This window comes from Streptomyces sp. NPDC002643 (genome assembly GCF_053592555.1).
On record NZ_JBSFVY010000005.1, the window covers coordinates 221,275 to 238,912 of the forward strand.

19 protein-coding genes are annotated in these 17,638 nt (G+C 71.2%); 11 read left to right on the forward strand and 8 right to left on the reverse strand.

Annotated features, from left to right (window positions below; all coding sequences use genetic code 11):
* The first annotated feature begins 85 nt into the window (after positions 1-85).
* Positions 86-448, forward strand: coding sequence for a DUF1304 domain-containing protein (locus tag ACWD4G_RS09925; RefSeq protein WP_451292037.1), 363 nt, complete (start codon positions 86-88; stop codon positions 446-448).
* The gene (locus ACWD4G_RS09930; RefSeq protein ID WP_451292039.1) at positions 445-999 is read left to right on the forward strand and encodes a TetR/AcrR family transcriptional regulator; all 555 of its coding nucleotides are present in this window, start codon (positions 445-447) and stop codon (positions 997-999) included. The genes ACWD4G_RS09925 and ACWD4G_RS09930 overlap by 4 nt, the downstream gene beginning before the upstream one ends.
* A gap of 150 nt (positions 1,000-1,149) precedes the next feature.
* On the opposite strand, the gene ACWD4G_RS09935 is transcribed toward ACWD4G_RS09930, so the two are convergent.
* Together ACWD4G_RS09935 and ACWD4G_RS09940 are read right to left on the reverse strand one after the other, a co-directional pair.
* A complete protein-coding gene (locus tag ACWD4G_RS09935) occupies positions 1,150-2,259 on the reverse strand; it encodes an NAD(P)-dependent alcohol dehydrogenase (protein WP_451292041.1) in 1,110 nt (369 codons plus the stop codon).
* A 143-nt stretch (positions 2,260-2,402) separates the two neighbouring features.
* Positions 2,403-3,860: an aldehyde dehydrogenase family protein gene (locus tag ACWD4G_RS09940; RefSeq protein WP_451292042.1), complete on the reverse strand. Its 1,458-nt coding sequence runs from the start codon at positions 3,858-3,860 to the stop codon at positions 2,403-2,405.
* A 104-nt stretch (positions 3,861-3,964) separates the two neighbouring features.
* Here ACWD4G_RS09940 and ACWD4G_RS09945 point away from each other — a divergent pair, with 104 nt between their 5' ends.
* A complete protein-coding gene (locus ACWD4G_RS09945; protein WP_451292043.1) occupies positions 3,965-4,393 on the forward strand; it encodes a MarR family winged helix-turn-helix transcriptional regulator in 429 nt (142 codons plus the stop codon).
* 147 nt (positions 4,394-4,540) lie between these two features.
* Positions 4,541-4,924 (forward strand): anti-sigma factor antagonist, encoded by a 384-nt coding sequence (locus ACWD4G_RS09950; protein WP_451292045.1) that lies wholly within the window; start codon positions 4,541-4,543, stop codon positions 4,922-4,924.
* A gap of 108 nt (positions 4,925-5,032) precedes the next feature.
* On the opposite strand, the gene tuf is transcribed toward ACWD4G_RS09950, so the two are convergent.
* Entirely contained in the window at positions 5,033-6,226 is a 1,194-nt protein-coding gene (tuf, locus tag ACWD4G_RS09955) for an elongation factor Tu (RefSeq protein ID WP_451292047.1), read from the reverse strand.
* A gap of 236 nt (positions 6,227-6,462) precedes the next feature.
* Here tuf and ACWD4G_RS09960 point away from each other — a divergent pair, with 236 nt between their 5' ends.
* Complete coding sequence (locus ACWD4G_RS09960) at positions 6,463-7,119, forward strand: DUF4230 domain-containing protein (RefSeq protein ID WP_451292048.1); 657 nt, start codon at positions 6,463-6,465, stop codon at positions 7,117-7,119.
* 98 nt (positions 7,120-7,217) lie between these two features.
* A complete protein-coding gene (locus ACWD4G_RS09965; protein ID WP_451292049.1) occupies positions 7,218-7,892 on the forward strand; it encodes a VanZ family protein in 675 nt (224 codons plus the stop codon).
* Here the strand turns inward: ACWD4G_RS09965 and ACWD4G_RS09970 are convergent.
* Positions 7,873-8,109 carry a hypothetical protein gene (locus tag ACWD4G_RS09970; protein WP_451292051.1) on the reverse strand — a complete coding sequence of 79 codons (237 nt, stop codon included), beginning with the start codon at positions 8,107-8,109 and terminating at the stop codon, positions 7,873-7,875. The genes ACWD4G_RS09965 and ACWD4G_RS09970 overlap by 20 nt on opposite strands.
* Positions 8,110-8,265: 156 nt before the next feature.
* Between ACWD4G_RS09970 and ACWD4G_RS09975 the strand changes: the two genes are divergently transcribed.
* Positions 8,266-9,312 carry a PHP domain-containing protein gene (locus tag ACWD4G_RS09975; protein ID WP_451292052.1) on the forward strand — a complete coding sequence of 349 codons (1,047 nt, stop codon included), beginning with the start codon at positions 8,266-8,268 and terminating at the stop codon, positions 9,310-9,312.
* A gap of 241 nt (positions 9,313-9,553) precedes the next feature.
* Here ACWD4G_RS09975 and ACWD4G_RS09980 read toward each other — a convergent pair whose 3' ends face one another.
* Positions 9,554-10,210 carry a M15 family metallopeptidase gene (locus ACWD4G_RS09980; protein ID WP_451292054.1) on the reverse strand — a complete coding sequence of 219 codons (657 nt, stop codon included), beginning with the start codon at positions 10,208-10,210 and terminating at the stop codon, positions 9,554-9,556.
* 45 nt (positions 10,211-10,255) lie between these two features.
* Entirely contained in the window at positions 10,256-11,221 is a 966-nt protein-coding gene (locus ACWD4G_RS09985; protein WP_451292056.1) for a phosphotransferase family protein, read from the reverse strand.
* A 318-nt stretch (positions 11,222-11,539) separates the two neighbouring features.
* On the opposite strand from ACWD4G_RS09985, the gene ACWD4G_RS09990 reads away from it, so the two are divergent.
* The 4 genes from ACWD4G_RS09990 (at position 11,540) to ACWD4G_RS10005 (ending at position 16,121) form a co-directional block, all read left to right on the forward strand.
* Positions 11,540-12,034: an FBP domain-containing protein gene (locus ACWD4G_RS09990; protein ID WP_451292058.1), complete on the forward strand. Its 495-nt coding sequence runs from the start codon at positions 11,540-11,542 to the stop codon at positions 12,032-12,034.
* A gap of 170 nt (positions 12,035-12,204) precedes the next feature.
* Positions 12,205-13,455 carry an FUSC family protein gene (locus tag ACWD4G_RS09995; RefSeq protein ID WP_451292060.1) on the forward strand — a complete coding sequence of 417 codons (1,251 nt, stop codon included), beginning with the start codon at positions 12,205-12,207 and terminating at the stop codon, positions 13,453-13,455.
* A gap of 115 nt (positions 13,456-13,570) precedes the next feature.
* A complete protein-coding gene (locus ACWD4G_RS10000) occupies positions 13,571-14,737 on the forward strand; it encodes a hypothetical protein (RefSeq protein ID WP_451292062.1) in 1,167 nt (388 codons plus the stop codon).
* Between the two features lie 136 nt (positions 14,738-14,873).
* The gene (locus ACWD4G_RS10005) at positions 14,874-16,121 is read left to right on the forward strand and encodes a lactonase family protein (RefSeq protein WP_451292064.1); all 1,248 of its coding nucleotides are present in this window, start codon (positions 14,874-14,876) and stop codon (positions 16,119-16,121) included.
* Here ACWD4G_RS10005 and ACWD4G_RS10010 read toward each other — a convergent pair.
* Together ACWD4G_RS10010 and ACWD4G_RS10015 are read right to left on the reverse strand one after the other, a co-directional pair.
* The gene (locus ACWD4G_RS10010) at positions 16,089-16,814 is read right to left on the reverse strand and encodes a DUF2470 domain-containing protein (RefSeq protein ID WP_451292066.1); all 726 of its coding nucleotides are present in this window, start codon (positions 16,812-16,814) and stop codon (positions 16,089-16,091) included. The two genes, ACWD4G_RS10005 and ACWD4G_RS10010, sit on opposite strands and share 33 nt — an antisense overlap.
* Positions 16,815-16,932: 118 nt before the next feature.
* Positions 16,933-17,544: a TetR/AcrR family transcriptional regulator gene (locus tag ACWD4G_RS10015; RefSeq protein WP_451292068.1), complete on the reverse strand. Its 612-nt coding sequence runs from the start codon at positions 17,542-17,544 to the stop codon at positions 16,933-16,935.
* Between the last annotated feature and the right edge of the window lie 94 nt (positions 17,545-17,638).

Consider the following 17,638-nt stretch of genomic DNA (forward strand, 5'->3'; position numbering starts at 1 on the left):
CCGTCCAGGTATAGTGGACATCTGTCCAAGAAGTTGGGCGGATGTGTGGGATGTGTCGTCGAGTGAGTGATGGGGTCCGTCGGGCATGGAGATCGTGGCGAATGTGCTGGTCGCGCTGGTGGCGTTGCTGCACCTGTACATCCTGGTGATGGAGATGTTCCTGTGGCAGAGGAAGCCGGGCATGGGCTTCCACGGGTTCGACGCGGAGATGGCCGGGCGGACAGCGGCGATGGCGGCCAACCAGGGGCTCTACAACGGTTTCCTCGCCGCCGGTCTGGTGTGGGGGCTGATCGCCGATGATCCGACCGGGTTCCGGGTGCGGGTCTTCTTCCTGGCGTGTGTGATCGTCGCCGGTGTGTACGGAGCGGCCACCGCCAACCGCCGCATCCTGGTCGCCCAGGCGCTCCCCGGCGCACTCGCCCTGGCCGCCGTTCTCGTCGCCGGATGACCCCGGAGGACCCCCGGGCCGCGCGCACCCGGGCGAGGCTGCGGGAAGCCCTGCTGGAGGAGTGCTCCACGCGTCCGCTGCACGAGGTCAGCGTGGCCGCGCTGGTCCGCAGGGCCGGGGTGGGGCGGGCCACGTTCTATGTGCACTACCCGGACCTGGAGGCGCTGGCCGTGGATGCCTGCGCCGATGTCGTACGGGAGGCGGTGGAGGCGCTGCACGCGTGGCGGGGCCGGCCCGATCCGGTGCGCGCTCCGGAGGCCCTGCCGAGGTTCTTCGCCGGGCTCACCCCGCACGCCGACCTGTACCGCGCCCTGCTCGCCCCGGGCGGCGGCGGTCCCCTCGGTCGTGTCCTGCACCGGGATCTGCGCGCCTACAGCCTCCGCGAACGCGAACTCGCCGGCGCGGCCGACGCCCCGCTGGTCGCCTCCGCCGTGGCCGCCACCTTCGCGGGTGTCCTGGCCGACTGGCTCCACGGCCTCCTCGAAGCCACCCCTCAGGCCATCGCCGACCAGTCGTGGCAACTGCTGGTCGCGCTGCACCGGAGCCGATGAGAACGGGTTCTTCCCGTCGCCCTCCCCCGCGATTCCGCCGAACTCCCGCACAGCCCAACGGCCCTGCGGCTCACCAGTGAGGGTGGCCGCAGGGCCGCTCGGTCACGTGGGGAGAAGACGTGACCGGGGAACGCCGGCGCTGGGCGTGGTTCAGAACGTCAGCACCGGCTTGATGCTCGTGCCGCCGTGCATGTCGGCGACGGCCTGGTCGATGTCCTCGAACTTGTAGCGGGTGATGAGGCGGTCGAGCGGAAGCTTGCCCTCCTTGACCAGCTGGACGAGGACGGGAAGGGCGGTCTGGATCTCGTTGTCGCCGAGGGTGAGGCCGACGATCCGCTTGCCGCCGAGCATGCCGTTGACGTCGAGGGAGACCTCGGTGCCGAACGGCGGGGCGCCGACGATGACGAGGGTGCCGCGCAGGGCGAGCGCGTCCACGCCCTTGCGGAGCACGAAGACGCTGCCGGTGGTCTCGACGACGCCGTCCGCGCCCTGACCGCCGGTGATCTCCATGATCGCCTCGGTGATGTCCCCGACCTCGCCCGCGTTCACCGTGTGGGTGGCGCCCAACTCCTTGGCCAGTTCCAGCCGTTCGGCGACCTTGTCGACGGCGATGACCGTGGTGGCGGGGGTGAGCGTCGCGGCCATGACGGCGGAGAGGCCGACCGCTCCGGCGCCGAGGACGACGACGGTGCTGCCCGCGCGGGGCTCCAGTACGTTCCAGACGGCGCCGACACCGGTCTGCACACCGCAGCCGAGCGGGGCGATGGTGTCCAGCGGTACGTCGGGGTCGACCTTGACGAGGCCGCGCTCGTCGACGAGGGCGCGCTCGGCGAAGGAGGACTGGCCGAAGAAGTGGCCGCCGAGCGGCTCCCCGTCCCGGCTGATGGTGCTGGTGCCGTCGGCGCGGCGACCGCCGAGCAGGTTCAGCGGCAGCCAGGTGGCGCAGTACGCCGGGTGCCCGTCACGGCAGTTGCGGCAGCCGCCGCAGGAGGTGAAGGAGAGCAGGACGTGATCGCCCGGTACGACGGAGGTGACACCCGGGCCGACGGCCTCGACGACACCGGCGCCCTCGTGGCCGAGGACCCCGGGCAGCGGGAACGGCAGCCCGCCGCCGGCGACACCGAGGTCGGTGTGGCACAGCCCGGCGGCGGCCATCCGGACCAGCGCCTCGCCCGGCCCCGGCTCGTCGAGGACGACCTCGGAGAGGGTGAAGGGTGCGCCCCCGGACTCGACCACTGCGGCACGTGTGGTGGTGGACATGCGTGAACTCCTCTGTGATGGGCGAGCCTTCGGTGCCCGGCCGATGTCGCGGCCCCGGTGCCCGGCCGCCGTCGCGGCCCGGTGCCCGGCCGTCGCGGCGGCCCCGGCGCCCGTGCGGCTCGCTGTTGATCCCGGGGGTGTGCTCAGTCGAGGGAGACGACGACGGACTTGACCTTGGTGTAGGACTCCAGGGCCTCGGGGCCGTACTCGCGGCCGAAGCCGGAGGACTTCACTCCGCCGAAGGGAACCGCGGGGTCGAGCATCGCCCAGTCGTTGATCCACACGATGCCCGCCTGGATACGGTCGGCGACACGGTGGGCGCGGGCCAGGTTCGTGGTCTGGATGCCGGAGGCGAGGCCGTACGGGGTGGAGTTGGCCATCTCGACGGCCTCGTCCTCGGAGTCGAAGGGCTGCACGGTGAGGACCGGGCCGAAGATCTCCTCCTGGACGACACGGGAGTCGCCCGCGAGGTCGGCGATGACGGTGGGCTTGTAGTAGTAGCCGCCGTTCAGGTCGAGGCGCTCGCCGCCGCAGACGATCCGGGCGCCCTCCTTGCGGGCCAACTCGACGTACTCCTCGACCTTCTTCAGATGCCGCTCGCCCGCCATCGGGCCGACGACGGTCTCGGCCTCGCGCGGGTCGCCGACGGGGACGCCGGGGACGGCCTGGGAGAGGATGCCGAGCACGGTCTCGTACAGGGGGCGGGCGACGAGGAGGCGGGGGCCGCCCATGCAGAACTGGCCGGTGTTGAAGACGAAGCCCTTGATGATGGCGCCGATGGCCTTCTCGACGTCGGCGTCCTCGAAGACGATGTGCGCCGCGTTGCCGCCCAGCTCCATCGTGACCGGCTTCAGGCCCTCGCCGGCGACGCTCGCCGCGTGGCGGCCGACGGCGGTGGAGCCGGTGAAGGCGATCTTGTCGACGCCGGGGTTGCGCAGCAGGGCCTCACCGGCGACGGGCCCGGTGCCGGTGACGACGTTGTAGACGCCGTCGGGGACGCCGGCCTTCTGCAGCAGCTCGGCCATGTAGAGCGCGCTGAGCGGGGTCTCCTCGGCGGGCTTGTGCACGACGGTGCAGCCGGCCGCGAGGGCGGGGGCGATCTTGCTGCCGGCGAGGATCAGGGGGAAGTTGAAGGGGGTGATCGCGGCGACGACGCCCACGGGACCGCGCCGGGTGTAGGCGTGCCGGTTCCCCGGGATGTCGCGGTTGCCGCCGTCCACGGTCCAGGCGAGGGCGGCGAAGTACTCGTAGTCGTTGGCCGCGTTGGTCACGTCGACCGCGTGACAGAGGGTGATCGGCTTGCCGACGTCCCGGCTCTCCAGGGCGGCGATGTCGTCGGCGTTCTCCCGGATGAGCTGGGCGACGCGGTTCAGGACGCGCCCGCGCTCACGGCCGCTCAGACCGGACCAGGCGCCGTTGTCGAAGGCCTCGCGTGCGGCGCGTACGGCGGCGTCGACGTCGGCCGCGCCCGCCTCCGCGACCGTCGTGACGACCTCACCGGTGGACGGGTCGAGCACGTCCATACGTGCCCCGTCGGTCGCCTCGTGCCACTGCCCACCGATGAACAGCCGCCCGGGCCCGCTCTCGAAGGTGGTCGTCATTGCCCACTCCCAGCCTTGATCAACAAGTCGTCAACCAACAGGTTTCCTGTTGGTTCGCAGTTTCATCACACACAGGTTTCCTGTCAATGCCTTACGCTGAACCCATGGTCGGCACCAAGGCACCCCCTTCCCTTCTCTACATGGTCAAGCAGGTCGAGCTCGTTGTCCGCTCACGGCTGGACGACCTGGTGAAGCCGGCCGGGATCACGGCCCTGCAGTACACCTCCCTGACCGTGCTGGAGCGGCACGACGGCCTCTCGGCGGCCCAGCTGGCCCGGGACTCCTTCGTCACCGCCCAGTCCATCGCGGATCTCGTTCGAAGTCTCGAAAACCGGGGCCTTGTCCGCCGGGAGCGCAATCCGCGCAACCGGCGCGAGCTGCTGATCCTGCTCACCGACGAGGGCCGCGAGTTGCTCGACCGCTTCGCGGAACCGGTGCGTGACCTGGAGGAACGCATGATCCGCGAGCTCACCGCACATCAGGCCGACCAGTTCCGGCAGGCGCTGACCAAGGCATGGCAGGCACTGTCGTAGACGGCCCTGCGTAAAACTGCGGACACCTTGCCGCAGAAATCGAAGACATATGTCAATCGAACATGCTGAAATTCACTCTGACGGGGGTAACTTGCAGGGCGGGGAAGGGTTTTGCCCTCACACAGTCCGGTAGGAGGCGATGCCGTCGTGTGGAGTGACCCCACACCGCCCACCACCGGGTTTCTGCGTGTCCACAAGGACCGCGACCGCACCGTGCTGGAGCTGCGGGGGGAGATCGACATCGCCGCGGCCGTGGAGATCATTCCGCATCTGGACGCGGTGACCGGACGCCCGGAGGCCCGCGTCGTGATCGATCTGCGGCAGGTCGAGTTCTTCGACTGCTCGGGGCTCAGGCTGCTCTACCGGGCCCGGCAACGGGTACTCGACCGGGGCGGACAGCTGGGCCTGGTCTGCGTCCACCCGCTGACCCTGCGCATGCTGAAGGTCACCGGCCTCGCCCGGCTGCTGCCACCCGCGGCCTCGCTCGACGCGGCCCTGCAGCAACCGGAGGCCACATCCGGCACGTTATGACGCGCTGCGGAAGCCCCCGCGCACGACCGGCTTCCGCAGCGCGTCGCACGACCGGCTTGCGCGGCGCGGCCCGTCCTCGCGGGACCCTGAAGTCCCGCTCCCCCGCCCCTACTTGATGATCCTGGTGACCTGCCCCGCGCCCACGGTCCGCCCGCCCTCGCGGATGGCGAACTTCAGGCCCTCCTCCATGGCGACGGGCTGGATGAGCCGCACCAGCATGGTGGTGTTGTCGCCGGGCATGACCATGTCGGTGCCGTCCGGCAGGGTCACGACGCCCGTCACATCGGTCGTCCGGAAGTAGAACTGCGGGCGGTAGTTCTCGAAGAAGGGCGTGTGCCGACCGCCCTCGTCCTTGGACAGGATGTACGCCCGCGCCTCGAACTCCGTGTGCGGGGTGACCGACCCGGGCTTGATCACGACCTGCCCGCGCTCGACCTCCTCCCGCTTCACACCCCGCAGCAGCAGTCCGACGTTCTCCCCGGCCCGCCCCTCGTCGAGCAGCTTGCGGAACATCTCGATGCCGGTGACGGTCGTCCTCGTCTTCCGCTGCCGGATGCCGACGACCTCGACCTCACTGGGCACCTTCAGCGCCCCGCGCTCGATCCGGCCGGTGACGACCGTGCCCCGCCCGGTGATGGTGAAGGCGTCCTCGATCGGCATCAGGAACGGCCGGTCCACATCACGCTCCGGCTCCGGCACGAACTCGTCGGCGGCGGTGAGCAGTTCGAGCACGGACGCGGCCCACGCCGGGTCGCCCTCCAGCGCCCTCAGCGCGGAGACCCGTACGACCGGGACGTCGTCGCCCGGGAACTCGTACTCGGTGAGCAGCTCACGTACCTCCAGCTCGACGAGTTCCAGGATCTCCTCGTCGTCGACCATGTCCGCCTTGTTGAGCGCGACGACGATGTACGGGACGCCGACCTGCCGGGCCAGCAGCACATGTTCCTTGGTCTGCGGCATGGGCCCGTCGGTGCCCGCGACGACGAGGATCGCGCCGTCCATCTGGGCCGCGCCCGTGATCATGTTCTTGATGTAGTCGGCGTGCCCGGGGCAGTCGACGTGCGCGTAGTGCCGGCGCTCGGTCTGGTACTCGACATGCGCGATGGAGATGGTGATCCCGCGCTGTCGCTCCTCGGGGGCCTTGTCGATCCGGTCGAACGGCGTGAACGGGTTCAGGTCGGGAAACCTGTCGTGCAGCACCTTGGTGATGGCCGCCGTGAGCGTGGTCTTCCCATGGTCGATGTGTCCGATGGTGCCGATGTTCACATGCGGTTTGGTCCGCTCGAACTTCGCCTTCGCCACCGTGGGCCCTCCCTGATCACTCTGGTGATGTCGAGGCCGAGCACTTCGCCTGCGTCCTCCTTCCTGTCTATGGGACCGGCGGCCCGCTCGACAGGGCGCTCACGGACGCACCGTCGCGCACAGGGCGCACGCCCTCGACGGCCACAGGCCCGGTCACCCGTGCGATAAACGTCCAACTGGGCGTTCTCTCATGGGCTTTGGGGGCATTCGTTGAATGAGGAAGGAGGGCCGTCGACATGACGACGTCCATCAAGAGCACGCGTGTGCCCGGCTGGGCCAAGCTGCTCGCCGCCGTGGTCATTCTCATCGTGGTGCTGCTGGCCGCCCTGCGCATGCTGGTCTTCGGAGGGCTGGACGACATCTTCGGCACCGAGGAGCACGACCGCTCGGGGCCGACACTCCTGAAGTCCATCCAGGACATGAGCCGTTACGACGCCGCCTCGGGCAACTTCCAGGTGGTCGTGGACCTGGAGAAGGACGCCAAGTATCTGCCGGACGCGATCCGCGGCACCCGCACCCTGTACGTCGGCGCGGGCACCGTCGACGCCTATGTCGACCTCGGCAAGGTCGGCGAGGACGATGTGAAGGTGAACGAGGACCGCACCTCGGCCACCCTCACCCTGCCGCACGCCCAGCTCGGCAAGCCCGCCCTCGACACCGAGAACTCCTACGCCGTGTCCAAGCAGCGCGGTCTCCTCGACCGCCTCGGGGACCTGTTCTCCGACAACCCCAACGGTGAACAGGCCGTGCAGCGCCTCGCCGTCAAGCACATCGGCGACGCCGCGAAGGACAGCGGCCTCACCGAGCGCGCCGAGACCAACACCACCGACATGCTCGAAGGTCTGCTGAAGTCCCTCGGCTTCACGGAGGTGAAGGTGACCTACGGCGGCTGACCGGTCGGCGCCGCCGGCCACGCGTTTCGGGCTGCCACGGGGGGTAGTCACTTGCAGTCAGCGGGAAGTTGAAAGCTGGATAAATCGGGAGAAGATGCATGGCGCGTCCCACCGCACGTACCACGTCACGTTCCCGTTCCACGACCCCCGGCCGTCGCACCCCGGCGGCCGGGTCCACCCGAAAACCGCTCCCGCTGTTCCTGCGGCTGCTGGTGATGGCGGTGTCCTTCGTCGCCATGGTGGCCTTCGGCGCCGTACTGGCCGGGCTCACCCTCCAGCCGTCCCCGGCGTCGGAGGCGCTCACCCACAGCAATCTGCGCCCCGGCGCCTCCCTGGAGCTCTACTGGCACCACCCCTCGGCCCGTGACGCGCTCAAGCAGATCGGGGGGAACGTCCTGCTCGGCGTGCCCTTCGGCATCCTGCTGCCGGTGCTGGCGCCGGGGGCCCGGGGCTGGCTGCGGGTGCCCGGCCTGACCGCCCTGATGATGCTCTTCGTCGAACTGGTGCAGGGCGCGCTCGTCACCGGCCGTGCCTTCGACATCGACGACGTCATCCTCAACACCGCGGGCGCGCTGATCGGCTATCTGCTGCTGGGCCGCCTCCTCGGCCGGGCCGTGCACGTCCCCGCACCGGCGGCCAAGCCGGCTCCGTCGGGCCGGGGGAAAACCGCGCGGGGCGGCCTGGCCGGGCGCCTGTCCGTTCTTCGCCGCAAGAAGACAGGCAAGGGCGCGGGCAAGAGTGCGGGCAAGGGGGCTAGTGCAGCTTCCAGGTGAACTTGTCGCCGCCCACCCAGCGCACCTGGTCCGGATCGTCGAGGTCATGGACGGTGATCCCGTAGGCCGCGGCGGCCTGCAGCACATCCGTCATCGTCTTGGCCTCGCCGACCACCTGGCCGTCGATCTCCACGATACGGAACGGCGGCGTACCGGGCTGCACCCCGAGCACCATGACCCGGGGGTGGGAGATATGGGGGCTCGCGATTTCCGTCATGTCTAGAGCGTAGAGCGGTTTCGGCCATCGGGACCGGTTGAGTATCGGCCAGGCAGAACCCGGGCCCCTGGGGTGCGCGATGCCGCCGTGCGGGCGCCCGGCGGCTGGGCGAGGCTGGAGACGGGACTCGGCGGACGGCGATCGACCGGAGGTGCCATGGACCCCCTCGCGGCCCTGGAGCGGATCGCCTTCCTGCTGGAGCGGGACGGGGCGCCCGCCTATCGCGTACGGGCCTTCCGCACGGCCGTCGCCGTGCTCGGCGCGCTGCCGGCGGACGAGGTGGCCGAGCGGGCGCGTTCCGGGTCGCTGGAGTCGCTCCGGGGGATCGGGCCGAAGACCGCGCAGGTGGTGCGCGAGGCGCTGGCCGGGGAGGTGCCGGGGTATCTGGGAAGGCTGGAGCAGGCGGTCGCCGACGCGCCGCTGCCCGCCGGGGGCGAGGGGCTGATGGCGTTGATCAGGGGCGACTGCCATCTGCACTCCGACTGGTCCGACGGCGGCAGTTCCATCGAGGACATGGGACGTACCGCCGCGCGCCTCGGTCATGAGTGGGCCGTGCTCACCGATCACTCGCCCCGGCTGACGGTGGCGCGCGGGCTGTCCGCCGACCGGCTCCGCGAGCAGCTCGACGTGGTGGCCGCGCTGAACGCCGAGTGGGCGCCGTTCCGGCTGCTCACCGGGATCGAGTGCGACATCCTCGACGACGGGTCACTGAACCAGGAGCCGGAGCTGCTGGACCGGCTCGACGTGGTGGTCGTGTCCGTGCACTCCAAGCTGCGGATGGACGCCCGTGCGATGACCCGGCGCATGGTGGCCGCCGTACGCGATCCGCGCTCCGACATCCTGGGGCACTGCACCGGGCGGCTGATCACCGGGCGGGGGCGGGCGGAGTCGTCGTTCGACGCGGACGCCGTTTTCGCCGCATGCGCCGAGACCGGGACCGCCGTGGAGATCAACTCCCGGCCGGAGCGGCTTGATCCGCCTCGGCGGTTGTTGCGGCGGGCCGTGGAGGCGGGGGTGCTGTTCTCCATTGACACGGACGCGCATGCGCCGGGGCAGTTGACGTGGCAGGTGCATGGGTGTGCTCGGGCCGAGGAGTGTGGGGTGCCGGGGGAGAGAGTGGTGACCACGTGGGGGGTGGAGGAGGTGTTGGGGTGGGCTCGGGAGAGGGAGATTCCGGCGGGGGTGGGGGCCGGGGGCGAGTAGTGCGCCCCATGCTGAGCGCGGTTGCCCTTTAGCAAGGAGAATCGACCGGCGTGATGCAGATCACCGAAATTGTCCGGATACGTAGGGAACGGTGGCTGGTACTTTCGCGTTTATCCAAGCGTGGGTGTGTGGCGCGACGCCCCCCGATTCGCGCCCGCCCACTGGCTGCCCCGACCGTGATTCCCCCGTCCGGTCGGGGCTCAGCTTTGTCCGGTGGGTGGCCGGGCTTGTGCGGGGGCCGTCAGGCCGGGAGTTCCCCGGGGCCGTACAGGGCGGCTGGGGCGCCGGTCGTCAGGGCCCAGTAGCGGTCGCCGTAGGACCAGTGCCACCACTCGGTGGGGTAGTTGACCAGGCCCGCCCCGGTGAGGGCGGCGCCCAGGGTGTCGCGGTGGGCGCGGGCCTCGGCGGTGATGGTGTCGGCGCCCGTGTAGCAGGCGCCGGCGCTCTCCTCGGGGCTGGCGTTGACCCGCGTGCCGAAGTCGAGTTCGCGGCCGTCGGCGTCGACGAGGGTGAGGTCCACGGCGGCGCCGGCGGAGTGCGGGGCTATCTCGGGCGGGGAGACATAGCGGCTGGCGGCCGTGCGGACGCGCTCGGCGTCCCAGTCGGGGTGCAGCGCGCGCAGTTCGTCGGCGTACGAGTCGAAGTAGTGGCGTTGCAGGGACGGCGGGCGGTAGCCCTCGATGAACAGCAGGCGCAGGCCGTGCGGGAGCAGTGACTGGGCCTGGACGAGTCGGTCGAGGACGCCCGCGCGGAGGTGGGCGTAGGCGCCGGTGGTGTCGCGTTTTCGGTCGTCGACGAGGAGGTCGCCGCCCCCGCGTACGTCGACGAGCGGTTCGTCGATGTCGTGGACGGGGACGGCGGCGACCTTGGGGTCGGACATCAGGATGATCTCGGTCATGGGGTGATCATCTCGCGGGTCCGCGCCGCCGTGGCCCGGCGGCGCTCAGCTCAACTCGTCCAGGGCGGCGGTCAGTTGTGGTGCCACATGCTCGCGGCGCCACTCCAGGTGCCCTTCGTCCATGGCGCGCGGCACCACCTCGACCAGCATGATCAGGTAGAGGTAGCTGCGGTAGAGGGCGTAGCGGCGGGAGGCGGCCGGGGTGAAGTCGACGGTGCCGCCCGCTTCCCGGTAGCCCGTCAGGAAGTCGTCGTCCTGGCGGATGTCGCCGAGCAGGGCGAGGGAGACGAAGTCCGCGATCGGATCGCCCCAGAACATGCGCTCGCCGTCGATCAGACCGCCGATGCGCGGGGAGTCGTCGAGTTCGACCAGGATGTTCCCCGGCCACAGGTCGAAGTGGACCAGGCGCGGCTCGGTCACCTCGTCGAGGATGTCGTAGGCCGCCTTGGCGGTGCGGGCCACCTCGTCCACGGGGCGGGGCAGCCAGGCGTCGAAGCGGCGGGCGTCGTCGAGGACGGCGTCGTACAGGGTGGTGAAGGCGGTGCGCCAGTCGGGGGCGAGCGGGCCGAGGGCGCCGGACGGATAGCCGTAGGCGGGGCCGGTCACCCGGTGGAGCCGGGCCACGAGGCCGCCCAGCTCCCGGCGCAGTACGGCCTCCTGGGCCGGTGGCAGGGCTTCCCAGGCCGTGCCGGGGCAGTGGGTGAGCAGCAGATGGCGGCCCGTCGGCGCGTTGTCGTCGATGGCGACGCCCACGACCTGGGGTGCGGGGACGCCCACGGTCTGGGCCGCCCGGCAGAACTCGGCCTCGGCGCCGAGGAGTTCACGCTCGTGGGCGAGGCCGGGGGTGGTCACCGGCGGGGGGATCTTGAGGACGAGGCGGGTGCCGTCGGTGAGGTGCAGCGCCTCGACGGTGTTGTACGTGCCACCGCCGAGCGGCCGCCGCTCGGCGAGGGCGTCGGGCTTCAGACCCGCCGCCGCGAGGACCAGCCGTGCGCGCTCCCACTCGTCCACCGAACTCCCCCTCACTCACGCTGATCATGCCCGGGCCCACTCTGCCAGGCGGACCCCGCCCGCCGCACCCCCCGTGAGGCGCCCTTCGGGCGGCTGTCGGCCGAAGGCGAACAGGAGCAGGTTTCTGGGCGGAGCCGGTTCCGGGCGGATCAGGTCCTGGCTGGAGCCGGCTCCGAGCCGAGCCAGCTCCGAGCCGAGCCGGTTCCGGTTGCGCCGGGGCCGAGCGAAATCCATTGGCTCTCGCCGCCGAGGCCGCGTACTTTAGGCATAAACCTAGGAGCCCTAGGTTTAGTTCATCCCCTCACCGAAGGACCCACCATGAAGGCGCTCACCGAGCCGGAGATCCGCGACTCGTTCATGAACTGCTCCAAGGGGGAGGCCAAGCGGATCTCCCTGCCCCGCGATCTGGACCAGCGCCCCTGGGACGATCTGGACTTCCTCGGCTGGCGGGACGCGGGGGCGCCCGATCGCAGCTATCTCGTCACCGAGCACGCCGGGCGGCTCGTCGGGGTCACCCTGAGGTTTCCTTCCGCCCAGCGCGGCTTTCTGCATCGCAGCATGTGTTCGCTGTGCCTGACGACCCACCGGGGCAACGGGGTCTCGCTGATGACGGCCCGCAAGGCGGGCGCGGCCGGGCGCGAGGGGAACTCGGTGGGGGTGTACATGTGCGCCGATCTGGCGTGTTCGCTGTATGTGCGCGGCAAGAAGGCCCTCGACTCCGGGAGCCGGTTCGAGGAGAGCCTCACCCTGGAGGAGCAGATCGCCCGGATGACGGGCAATCTCTCAGCGTTCCTGGAGAAGTTGTACGTGTGAGCCGCGCGGCCGGATGGGGGCGGCCCGTGGACCGGAGCCGCCGGAGGTGGTCCCGCCTCCCGTGAGGCTTCCTGCGCGTCCTGGCACCCCCTCTCCCACCAGGCACGTTCCTACGGTTAAGGTCCTCGCGCAGGCGTTCGGTCTGCCGGCGGAAGGGGAACGGATCGGGGATGCGAGACGTACGTGGGGTGTGGGCCGCGGTCAGGGGCCGGGTCGCCAAGTGGCGGCAGGACCCGGTGATCGTGCAGTCGGTGCGGTCGGCGGCCGCCGCGACGGTGGCGTATGTGGTGGCGCTGCATGTCAGTTCGGAGGCGGCGCCCCTGACGGCCCCGCTGACCGCGCTCCTCGTCGTGCAGGTCACCCTCTACGCCACGCTCACCAATGGCATCCGCCGGGTGAACTCGGTGGTGGCCGGCGTGGTGATCGCCATCGGGTTCAGTGTCCTGGTCGGTCTGACCTGGTGGAGTCTCGCCCTGCTGATCCTCGCCTCACTGGCGGTCGGGCATCTGGTGCGGGTCAGCGAGTACGTGCCCGAGGTGGCGATCAGCGCGATGCTGGTGCTCGGAGTGACCAGGGTCGGGGACACGGCCTGGTCACGGGTGCTGGAGACACTGATCGGCGCGGTCGTCGGGCTCGCCTTCAACTTCCTGCTCGCTCCCCCGGTGTGGGTGGAGGCGGCCGGTGAGTCGCTGGAGGATCTGGCCCGGCGGATGCGGCGGCTGATGATCCGGGTCGGCGAGGAGGCCTCGGGCCGTACCGCCGTGGAGACCGCGGCGGCCCGGCTGGACGAGGCCCGGCAGCTCGACTTCGACATCGTCGAGGTGGACGCGGACCTCAGACAGGCCGAGGAGAGCATCAGGCTCAACCCCCGTGTACGGGAGGGTCTGCTGCACCGGATCGTGCTGCGCACCGGTCTCGACACGCTGGAGATCTGCACGGTGGTCCTGCGGGTGCTGGCCCGCACCCTCACCGACCTCGCCCGCGAGAGGGAACCCGAACCGCTGTTCTCACCCCCGGTCGGGGCGGCCCTCGAAAGGCTGCTGGCCGAGATCGGGGACGCGGTGGTGAGCTTCGCGGTGCTGGTGACCACCGATGTCAGCCAGAGTGCCGAGTCCGCCGAGGAACGGCTCACCGCCGAGCTGGCCACGGCGGTCGCGACCCGGGACCGGCTGGCCAAGCTGCTGCTGGAGGACATCCAGCGCGATCCCCGGCACTGGCAGTTGCACGGTGCCGTGCTCACGGAGGTCAACCGCGTCCTCGACGAACTGGACACCGAGAAGCGTTCCCGGCGACTGCTGGAGGAACTCGACCGCTGCACCCGCGAACAGCGCGAGCGCTCCCCGCATCTGACCCGCCTCCTCGACCGCGTACGCGTTCTGACCCCCCGCAGGTCCGCCCGCAGATCCCCCCGCAGGTCCTGATCCCTTCCTGATCCCTTCCTGATCCCTTCCTGATCCCTTTCGGGCGGAACCGGCCCTCCCCCGCCGGACGTACTAGGTGGCAAGGCACGAGGCGACAGCGAGGGGAGCGTACGGAATGGCCGAGGGCGCCGTACGGATCGACGGGACCACACTCCATCTGCCGGGCGGGGTGCAGGTGCGTTTCATGCGCACCCTGCGGCTGCCCGAGACCGGCACGCACCAACTCCCGCCGGGGCTGGGCGAGTTCCCGATCCGCCGGGTGGAGGACTATCCGCACACCGCCCCCGAGCAGATGCGGGCGCGGGGCGGGGTGATGCTCCCGGTGTATCTGCGCGAGGCCATGTGGCTGGCCTTCGGCGGTACGACGGAACCGGCCGCGCTCCAGGTCGGCGTCGGCAAGGTGTGCGCGGTGTCGGGCAAGCCGTGGAGCGACGAGCTGAGCCGGAGTCCGCAGAACTATGTGGTGCTGCCGCGTCAGCCGTGGCTCGACGGCATCAACTCCGGCAAGGGCACGGTCCGCCAGTTCGTGGCCGTCCCGCTGGGGCTCGGCGCCACGGTCGAGGGCCAGGTAACCGGCGAGGAGGTGTTCGGCGGGGTGCAGTTGCAGTCCTTCCCGCTGAACGACGGGCAGCTGGCCCTGTGGCGGGAGGAGGAGCGTCAGCGGGAGCGGCGGGAGCGGAGCGCGCCCTGGGCCGGTGGTTACGGCGGCCCGCCGATGCCCGCTCCGCCGGGTGCCGTGCCGATGCCGCCGCCGTCGCCGGGTGCGATGCCTCCGCCGCCCGGTGGGGCTCCGCTGCCGCCGCCGGGTGTCGCGTTCCCGATGGCGGCGGCGCCCGGGGGTCCGGCCGCTCCGGGTGCGGCGCCCAGGGCCGCGGCTCCCGCCGGTCCGCCCCGGACGCCCGCCGCGATGGGCCTCGGGGTCGGCGGCTCGATGCGGCAGGAGGTCTACCAGGACCACTGGCCGCGCGGCAGCTGGGCCGGGCGCCCGGCCGGGCGGGTCTTCGTCCACCTCGTCACCCCGCCCGAGTGGCGCCGTATCACCGGCGAGGCCCCGCCGCCGTCGCCGGTGGACCGCGCGGCGTACACCAAGGCCGGGCTCCCCTGGTTCGACTACTACGACCAGGACGCCCAGGACATCGCCCCCACCGACACCCTCACCGAGGTGAAGCCGGTCGGCGACTGGCTCGGCACCGACCTCGACCCCTGGCAGCCCCCGGCCCCCGGCCAGGTCAAGCCGCTGGGTGACGCGCCGGGGAAACCGATCCAGGACGGGGACTGGTAGGCCCGGCCCCGGCCCGTTGACCTCGACGGTGGGCGTTGCATGGCGCGCAACGCCCACCGTCGTCCTTTGCGCCGGGGCGCTCACAACCGTCAAGGTGGGGGGACGGACGGGACGAGCGATCATCCGAGGTGCGCGTATGACGAGTGGGGCCGCAGGGGACACGAGCGGCTGGAGCAGGCGGCGGGTGCTGGGGCTGCTGGCGGCCACGGCCGTACCGACGGCTCTGGCCGGATGCTCCGGGTCCGGTCCGGACGGCAGAGCAGGACCGGCGTCGTCCTCGCCCGCGCGGAACGCCTCGACCCCGACATCACCGCAGGTGGAGGCCGCGACCGGAAGTGTCTCCCCCACCCCCACGGGACCTCGGCCGCTCTACCTCGGCACCTACACCTCCGCCGAGGGCGGCGGCACCGGGATCGGCGTGGCGACGTACGACGCCCGGAGCGGCGCGATCACGGGCGAGGGGACGATCTCGGGGATCGGCGACCCGTCGTATCTCGCGGTCCATCCGAACGGGCGCACGCTGTACGCCGTCAATGAGCGCACGGACGGCGGAGTGACCGCCGTACGGATCTCCGACCGGCGGGTGCTCGGCACCCGGAGCACCGGGGGTGAGGCGCCCTGCCATCTGTCGGTGCATCCGAGCGGGCGCTGGCTGCTGAGCGCGAACTACGGCACGGGCAGTGTGGCGGTGCACCCCGTCGAGGAGTCGGGCGCGCTCGGGGAGCGCACGGATCTGGTGGTGCACCGCACGCCGAAGCCCGGCCCGGGGCAGGAGGGCCCGCATGCGCACCAGATCGTCACCAGCCCCGACGGCGGCCATGTCCTCGCCGTCGACCTGGGCAGCGACACCGTCTACAACTATCGCCTGGACGACTCCCAAGGCACGCTCACCGAGGTTTCGCGTGCGCGGACCAAGGCCGGTGCGGGGCCGCGCCAGCTGACGTTCCATCCCGAGGGGCGGTACGCCTATCTCGCGTGCGAGGTCGACAACACGGTCGCCGTCTGCGCGTACGACCCGGACAACGGCCGGCTCACCCTCGGCGAGCCGCGGTCCACGGGGACGGGTTCCGGCACGAACTACCCGGCGCAGCTGGTGGTGACGCCCAACGGCGCGTACGCGTATCTCGCCAACCGGGGGCACGACAGTCTGACGCGGTACGCGGTCGAGGCCGGTGGCTCACGGTTGAGGCTGCTCGACACGGTGCCGGTCGGCGGGGAGTTCCCTCGGCAGATCGCTCTCTCGCCGGACGGCTCCCTGCTGTTCGCGGCGCTGCAGCGGTCCAGCGCGGTCACGGTCTTCCGGGTCGACCCCGAGAGCGGTGAACTGCGGCGCGCGGGCGAGCCGTTCGCGTCACCCGTCGCCGTCTGTGCGCTGCCGCTGTAGGGCGCGGGGGCAGGACGCGGCGGCGGCCTGGGAGAGCAGGATGTGCATGCGCTCGGTGAGCTGCGCCATGTCGTCGGCGGGCTTGTGGAACGTCAGCCGTACATCGCCGTGGCCGCGGGCCCGCTCGATGCGCAGGGTGAGGCCGTGCCGGTCGACGGCGAGGGGCTGGACGCGTACGGCGCCGTGCAGGCTGTCGTGCGGGACGAGCCGGGTGAGGCGTTCGACGGCGTCGGGGTGGGCCTCGGCGAGGTGGGTCAGCAGCCGGGGCTCGGCGGTGACCAGCGGGTCGGGTCGGGCGGCGGCGAACTCGTCGAGGTCGATCACGACGGCGCCGGACGGCTCGCGCAGCACGATCCGGGTGGGCCGGAACTCCAGGTCGCCGTCCTTGGGCGCGAACCAGCCGGCCAGCCAGAGCCGGGCCCGGATGCGGCCCCGCACGGGAACGGGCGCGACGTCGGCGAACTCCAGCACGGCGGACGGCTCGCCGCGCGGTGCGCAGATCGCGGCGGCGACGAGCGCGCTGTCCTCGGGGACGCACAGGATCACCCGGCCGTCCTCGGTGACGCGGTGCGCGCCGACGAACTCCTCGCGCCCGCCCTCGGCGGTCACCGCGCAGGACCACGCCGCCGTGAGCACCGAGCGGGCACGCTCCGCCGCGGCGGGCGCGGCCGTCCAGGTGTGACGGTCACCCATTCCCAACCTCCCTTAGGTAAGCCTTGCCTAAGCTATCGGAGATCAGGGCGTTCGCCAACCAGAACACGGGAGTCTGTGGACTTCCTGTTCGGCGGGGTGGGGCGAGCCGGGGGCGCGCTCAGGGCGTGAGCACCCCGAACAGCGCCCGGACACAGAGATCCCGCACCTGTTCGCGGGACAGCTCGGAGCCCCTCAGCCACTCCAGGCAGACGGCCGTGGTGAACGACAGCCACCCGCGAACGGCGAGCCGGGTCTCGGGCCGTCGCGCGTCCAGCGCCGCGCCGAACTCGGCGTCCGTGGCGAGCGCTTCCAGAATCCGCGCCTCCTGCACCGCCAGCGCCCGCAGATAGACCTTGCGCACGGCCTGGTCACCGGAGGCCTCGGAGCGGTGGAAGGCCCGGTAGCCATGGGCGTGTTCCTCGACATGGCCGATGAAGACGTCGAGTGCGTTGGCGAGCCGTTCGCGCGCGGAGTCCCCGGGCGCGGGCTCCATCATCCGCAGCATCCGCTCGCTCTCGCGCTCCACGACGGCGGCGAAGAAGTCCCGCTTGTTCGGGAAGTAGTGGTAGAGCAGACCGCGCGAGACACCGGCGATCTCCGCCACCTGCTCGATCCAGACCTCGTCGTAAGGGCTCTGGGAGAACAGGCGCGTCCCTACGTCGAGAAGCTGCTCCCGCCGCTCCGCCGTGCCGAGCCGGCGACGCGGACGCTCCTCGCCCCTGGCTGCCATACGAGCACTTTACTTGACGTCGATTCAACAACGGGACGAGACTGGGAACGCTATTGAACCCGCGTACAACAGCGTCGAACACGGCGTGCGCACA

Coding starts and splice junctions, on each gene's coding strand:
- ACWD4G_RS09925 (WP_451292037.1), top strand. CDS start 86: ATGGAGATCGTGGCGAATGTGCTGGTCGCGCTGGTGGCGTTGCTGCAC.
- ACWD4G_RS09930 (WP_451292039.1), top strand. CDS start 445: ATGACCCCGGAGGACCCCCGGGCCGCGCGCACCCGGGCGAGGCTGCGG.
- ACWD4G_RS09935 (WP_451292041.1), bottom strand. CDS start 2,259: ATGTCCACCACCACACGTGCCGCAGTGGTCGAGTCCGGGGGCGCACCC.
- ACWD4G_RS09940 (WP_451292042.1), bottom strand. CDS start 3,860: ATGACGACCACCTTCGAGAGCGGGCCCGGGCGGCTGTTCATCGGTGGG.
- ACWD4G_RS09945 (WP_451292043.1), top strand. CDS start 3,965: ATGGTCGGCACCAAGGCACCCCCTTCCCTTCTCTACATGGTCAAGCAG.
- ACWD4G_RS09960 (WP_451292048.1), top strand. CDS start 6,463: ATGACGACGTCCATCAAGAGCACGCGTGTGCCCGGCTGGGCCAAGCTG.
- ACWD4G_RS09965 (WP_451292049.1), top strand. CDS start 7,218: ATGGCGCGTCCCACCGCACGTACCACGTCACGTTCCCGTTCCACGACC.
- ACWD4G_RS09970 (WP_451292051.1), bottom strand. CDS start 8,109: ATGACGGAAATCGCGAGCCCCCATATCTCCCACCCCCGGGTCATGGTG.
- ACWD4G_RS09975 (WP_451292052.1), top strand. CDS start 8,266: ATGGACCCCCTCGCGGCCCTGGAGCGGATCGCCTTCCTGCTGGAGCGG.
- ACWD4G_RS09980 (WP_451292054.1), bottom strand. CDS start 10,210: ATGACCGAGATCATCCTGATGTCCGACCCCAAGGTCGCCGCCGTCCCC.
- ACWD4G_RS09990 (WP_451292058.1), top strand. CDS start 11,540: ATGAAGGCGCTCACCGAGCCGGAGATCCGCGACTCGTTCATGAACTGC.
- ACWD4G_RS09995 (WP_451292060.1), top strand. CDS start 12,205: ATGCGAGACGTACGTGGGGTGTGGGCCGCGGTCAGGGGCCGGGTCGCC.
- ACWD4G_RS10000 (WP_451292062.1), top strand. CDS start 13,571: ATGGCCGAGGGCGCCGTACGGATCGACGGGACCACACTCCATCTGCCG.
- ACWD4G_RS10005 (WP_451292064.1), top strand. CDS start 14,874: ATGACGAGTGGGGCCGCAGGGGACACGAGCGGCTGGAGCAGGCGGCGG.
- ACWD4G_RS10010 (WP_451292066.1), bottom strand. CDS start 16,814: ATGGGTGACCGTCACACCTGGACGGCCGCGCCCGCCGCGGCGGAGCGT.
- ACWD4G_RS10015 (WP_451292068.1), bottom strand. CDS start 17,544: ATGGCAGCCAGGGGCGAGGAGCGTCCGCGTCGCCGGCTCGGCACGGCG.